At 68.1% G+C, this 4,372-nt stretch carries 3 protein-coding genes; 2 read left to right on the forward strand and 1 reads right to left on the reverse strand.

All coding sequences use genetic code 11. From position 1 onward, the window contains the following. Positions 1–191: 191 nt before the first annotated feature. The gene (gene aspS, locus D7V80_RS40290) at positions 192–2,009 is read right to left on the reverse strand and encodes an aspartate--tRNA ligase (RefSeq protein WP_120593068.1); all 1,818 of its coding nucleotides are present in this window, start codon (positions 2,007–2,009) and stop codon (positions 192–194) included. Between the two features lie 182 nt (positions 2,010–2,191). On the opposite strand from aspS, the gene D7V80_RS40295 reads away from it, so the two are divergent. Beyond that, positions 2,192–3,484 (forward strand): hypothetical protein, encoded by a 1,293-nt coding sequence (locus D7V80_RS40295; RefSeq protein WP_120593066.1) that lies wholly within the window; start codon positions 2,192–2,194, stop codon positions 3,482–3,484. Between the two features lie 14 nt (positions 3,485–3,498). Then, positions 3,499–4,275, forward strand: coding sequence for a hypothetical protein (locus D7V80_RS40300; RefSeq protein ID WP_120593067.1), 777 nt, complete (start codon positions 3,499–3,501; stop codon positions 4,273–4,275). Positions 4,276–4,372: the final 97 nt, after the last annotated feature.

Consider the following 4,372-nt stretch of genomic DNA (forward strand, 5'->3'; position numbering starts at 1 on the left):
TCCCCGCATCGCACCCGCCCCCTCGCACGCCACGGGTCCCCAATGGCCACGGTCACCGGGGTGTCCAGCCGTTCCGGAGGGCCGTCCGTCGGCTTCCAGCCACTCCCCCAGGCCTTTCGCAGGGCCCGGGGTGCGGCGAGCAACGAAAGCGGCGCGCCGGGAGTGTCCTCCTCCCGGCGGGACGTGACGGACTACTTCTGCGGCAGCGGCACCGAGCGCACGTGCAGCTCGCGCAGCTGCTTCTCGTCCACGTCGCCGGGAGCGCCCGTCATCGTGTCCGTGCCCGTCTTCGTCTTGGGGAACGGAATCACGTCGCGCAGGGACTCCGCGCCGGTCAGCAGCATCACCAGGCGGTCCATGCCCAGCGCGATGCCACCGTGCGGGGGCGCGCCGAACTTGAGCGCGTCCAGCAGGAAGCCGAACTTCACGCGCGCCTCCTCCTCCTGGATGCCCAGCGCCTTGAACACCTCGCTCTGCACCTTCGGGTCATGCAGGCGGATGGAGCCGCCGCCAATCTCGAAGCCGTTGAGCACCACGTCGTAGCGGTGGCACTTCACGCGGCCCGGGTCGGTCCCCAGGTACTGCACGTCCTCGTCATGCGGACGGGTGAAGGCGTGGTGCGCCGCGGCCCAGGTGTTCGTCTCCTCGTCGAACTCGAAGAGGGGCGGGTTCACCACCCAGAGGAACTTCCACTGGCCGCCGCTGCCGTACTCGGGGATGAGCCCCAGCTTCTTCGCCACGTGCACGCGCAGGTTCGCCATCACCGTGTGCACCAGCGACTCGCGGCCGAACTGGAACAGGATGAGGTCGCCCGTCTTCGCGTTCACGGCCTGGTTGATGGCCTGCCGCAGCGCCGGCGTAATCGTCTTGGACAGCGGGGACTGGGTCCACTCACCGCCCTCGCCCACCTTCGCGCGCGCCAGGCCCTTGGCGCCCGCCTGCTTCGCGAAGTCCTCCAGCTTGTCGCTCTCCGCGCGGGACAGCGCCTTCTCCGCCGGGACGACCATCGCCTTGACGATGCCCTTGTCCTGCACCGCATCCCACATCATGGGCACGCCACCGGCCGCGCCGTGCTCGCGGATGACGTCCGTGAGCACCACGTGCTCCAGCCCGAAGCGCAGGTCCGGCTTGTCGTTGCCGTACTTCGCCATGGACTCGTAGAAGTCCATGCGCATGAAGGGCGTCGGGATGTCGATGCCCAGCACCTCGCCCCACAGCTTCTTCAGCAGGCCCTCGATGATGGTGAAGATGTCGTCCTGGGTGACGAAGCTCATCTCCACGTCGATCTGCGTGAACTCCGGCTGCCGGTCCAGGCGCAGGTCCTCGTCGCGGAAGCACTTCACGATCTGGAAGTACCGGTCGAAGCCCGCGACCATGAACAGCTGCTTGTACAGCTGCGGGCTCTCCGCCAGCGCGTAGAACTTGCCCGGGTTCAGGCGGCTGGGGACCAGGAAGTTGCGCGCGCCGCCCGGCGTGTACTTGCCCATGAAGGGCGTCTCCAGCTCCAGGAAGCCGTTGCCCGCCATGTACGAGCGCGCGAGCGTGTTCATCTTCGAGCGCGTCATCAGCGTCCGCTGGAGCGGCCCGCGGCGCAGGTCCAGGTAGCGGTGCGCCAGGCGCTTCTCCTCGGACGTCTCCACGTTGTCCTCGATGAGGAACGGCGTGGGCTCCGAGCGGTTGAAGATGGTCAGGTCCGAGGCCTTCACCTCGATCTCCCCCGTCTTCATCTTCGGGTTCACGTTCTTGCCGCGCGACAGCACCTTGCCCTTGATGCCCACGCAGTACTCCAGGCGCAGGTGGCCGGCCAGCTCATGGGCCTCCTTGCTGTCCGGCTCGAACACCACCTGGGTGAGCCCTTCGCGGTCCCGCAGGTCGATGAACACCGCGCCGCCGTGGTCGCGCCGGTTGTGCACCCAGCCGAAGAGGACCACTTCTTCGCCAACGTTCGCGGCCGTGAGCTGACCGCACGTGTGGGTACGCTTGACCTCGGAAATGAACGGGACCGCCATGGAGACCGCCTGCGTTTGGTTCGGGAAGGGAAGGCCGGGCACCATAGCGGATCGAGGAAACGACGCGTCAAGGAATCCAAGGCCCGAACACCCCCTCACGTTTGCCCGCCCGCCCGGTCCCGTTCGGAGAGGGAATCGAGGGGGAATACACGTTCCGAGCGGTCCGGAGTAAAACGGGCGTCATGCTCCGAACAGTCACCACCGTCGCCGTCGGGCTGACCCTGGCCGCGGGCTGCGCGCCGGACAGCGAGGCCCCGGTCAAGGTCTCCGTCCTGTCCCGCTCCAGCAACGGCCAGTACGTCCCCACGCAGGTCGAACTCACCACCATCGAGGACGTCGTCGGCCTGAAGGGCTCCGTCGGCGACCTCCAGGGCGGTGCGCGCATCGTCATCGACGCGAACGACCCCGCGCTCCAGAACGCCACGGCGGACACCGTCGCGGAAGTGCTGCTCAAGAACACCGGCTACGACGTGAAGGCCAGCTACATCACCCAGAAGGACGCGAAGACGGGCGAGGACGTCCTCTGGCCCGCGGACTTCCACTCCTGGAACATGGTGACCTCGTATTACAACCTCGAGCGCGCCAACGAGTACTTCCGCACCGTCGCCAACGTGAAGGGCGTGTCCTTCGAGCCCGCGCCGACGCTCTACTACTTCCCGGACTTCATCCAGATGCAGGTGAGCAAGGAGCCGGCGCGCGACAACGCCATCTTCTATCCGGTGCTCCAGGCCTTCATGGTGCTGCCGTTCGATAAGATCCAGCGCGCGCCGCTGCCCCTCAACGCGGCGGTGATGGCGCACGAGTATTCGCACCTGGTGTTCAACCGGCTGGCGTACGCCGGTCAGAACCTGCCCGTGTCGCTGTCCAACTGGTCCTCGGAGAGCCCCAGCCAGGGCGCCAACGTGCTCAAGTCCTTCGACGAGGGCCTGGCGGACTACCACGCCTACGGCGCCACCTGCCGCAGCGTCAGCGGGTGTGACCCGCGCTTCATGGCCACCTCCTTCGACGGCGGCCCCTACGCCGGGGTGACGGACGCGCGCGACCTGTCCCGCGCCGACCGCTGCATGAGCGCGCTCCTGTGGAACCGCTTGCAGCAGCAGGACGTGGGCACCTTCTCCAGCGACGGCGCCGAGTACCAGGTGGGCACGCTGATCGCGACCGCGCTCTACCAGGCGGGCCGCTCCACCGGCCAGGAGGCCCAGCTGCAGCGCGACATCGTCTCCGCGTACTACGACACGGACCCCGAGAAGCCGGGCATCTACCAGTACACCCAGCAGGTGATCGGGGATCAGACCCTGTTCTCGCTGGCCGTCCCCGCCGCCGCCATCATCTCGCACATCTCCGACCTGGAGCTGCGCAAGGCCGTCTGCAACGAGTTCATGGACCACCTGCGGATCCCGCGCGAGTGGCTCATCGGCCCCAGCCTCTGCCCGGCCAGCGCCGCGGGTGGCACCACCTGCCCCAACATCTTCTAGTGAGGCCCGCTCCCTTGAACACCTGGCTCAAGGCCTGCCTCGCCGGCAGCCTGCTCTTCACCCCCGTCGCGTTCGCCCAGAGCGCGGATGACGACGACCCCTACGCCTACCCCGAGGAAGAGGCCGCCCGCGCCCAGCAGAAGGCCCAGAAGGACGACGACGAAGCCTACGAGCGCCGCCGCAGGCTGGTGGACGAAACGGACGAGTTCCGCGAGGCCGCCGAGGCCACCAATGACGACGGCTTCCGCGGCATGTCCCGCCTGGACGACCCCAACCTGGGCGTCGCGGTGGAGCTGGTCGGCGGCCTGCTGTTGATCGACAGCGCCCGCGGCGACTTCTCCGACAACAAGCCCGGCCTGGGCGTGCGCGCCACCTGGGAGTTCGGCCGCACGTTCTTCACCGAGAACGCCACCCTGCGCGAGGGCCTCTTCGCGGACCTGCGCTGGCTCTACGGCAGCCTCAGTGACGGCACGGAATTCATCAAGGGGGACACGCGGCTTCACTACTTCACGCTCGCGCCCGCCTGGCTGTTCCAATTCGGCGACTCGCCCTTCGGTCTGTTCCTTCAGGCCGGTGGTGGACTCGCGTACCAGAACACCGGAATCACCGTGGGCGAGGAGGAGACGAAGGTGAACGGCCTCAAGCCCGTCGTCCAGTACGGCCTGGGCCTCCGCGGCCGGCCCGCCCTGTCGCGCAACCTGCACCTCACCTTCCGCATCGAGGCCATGGGCCTGCGCCGCGGCTACGCCAACGACTTCTTCCTGGGTGGCAGCGCCGGCGTCGGCTTCTGAAGCGCCGCTGCTGTTTCGTCCCTTCGGCCCCCGCGCCCTTCCCACCCGGGAAGCGGTAGCGGGGGCTGAACTTTTTCCCCCCTCCGCGCCCCGGGCG

Origin of the sequence: Corallococcus sp. CA054B (genome assembly GCF_003611625.1) — a bacterium.
Classification (GTDB): domain Bacteria; phylum Myxococcota; class Myxococcia; order Myxococcales; family Myxococcaceae; genus Corallococcus; species Corallococcus coralloides.

Excerpts from the sequence above, each read along its gene's own strand:
- aspS (WP_120593068.1), bottom strand. The coding sequence starts at position 2,009 with ATGGCGGTCCCGTTCATTTCCGAGGTCAAGCGTACCCACACGTGCGGT.
- D7V80_RS40295 (WP_120593066.1), top strand. The coding sequence starts at position 2,192 with ATGCTCCGAACAGTCACCACCGTCGCCGTCGGGCTGACCCTGGCCGCG.